The sequence below is a fragment of the Peribacillus sp. NPDC056705 genome (genome assembly GCF_043656335.1).
The window spans coordinates 283-1,173 of the sequence record NZ_JBHTYI010000240.1 but is presented as its reverse complement, the minus strand read 5'-3'; the positions used below and the strand labels follow the sequence as shown (position 1 = coordinate 1,173).

Below are 891 nucleotides of genomic sequence, written 5' to 3'. Positions count from 1 at the left end.
ACCTTACATTCTGGTAATGCAATGACAGCTTCATTTGGAACCGGACAAGAAGCCTTGAGAATCGCATCCAATTAGCCGACAAGATTCAGTGTGGATTCTTACCGGGTCAAGGTGCTTGAGACGACAGATTGGAGTGTTGTATCCGAGGCTGCCAAAAAATTGCAGGCCACGAGTGACAAGCCCATGGTTACTGCTGATGGCAAAGTGTATAAGCTGTACACGGGCATGTATGCCTCTGATAAAGCTGCTTCGGATGCTGTCGCCAGAACAACAACAGCCGTGGCCGCTCAACTGAACGGACAGACCCCAACGGTTCGCGGTGGATGGCATCTGTCTGCCGGAGCCTACGGCTCGGAAGCGCAAGCAGAATCGGCGCGGGCAGCATATGTTGGGGCTGGATTAGATGCGTTCAATGTCCTGGTGCCAACAGGGACTGGTGTAACTTATGAGGTATGGGTAGGCGAAGCTGCCAGCCGCTCCGAACTGGCACAGATCCAGAGGACTGCCGGTGGTGGACTAGTCGAAGTTGATCCACGCACACCAGGCCTCATTATTCGTACTGATGTCAGCTCCAATCTCGTGAATCCGCAGCAACAGTCGCATTATATGCTTTCCGGCGAATCTTCTACATTGCAGATTAGCGGGAACGGCTCAGGCATTCAGGTCAAGGAACGATCGGAACGTACATATCGCGGGTCATTCGAGGTCGGTCAGAAGAATGGCCAGTTATATTTGGTGAATGAGCTGCCGATGGAGCAGTATCTATATTCGGTTGTGGGAGCCGAGGTGCCGTCCTCATGGGGAGCGGAGGCTTTGAAAGCACAAGCGGTAGCTGCACGGAGTTACGCGCTCTTCCAGGGGAATAAATTCGAAGTAGCCCACGTAGTGGAC

1 protein-coding gene is annotated in these 891 nt (G+C 53.1%); it reads left to right on the top strand.

The features are described 5' to 3' along the window. Positions 1 to 183: 183 nt before the first annotated feature. Positions 184 to 891, top strand: a 708-nt coding sequence (locus ACFRAK_RS29315; RefSeq protein ID WP_394573240.1) for an SPOR domain-containing protein, incomplete at its 3' end; no start/stop codon positions are given.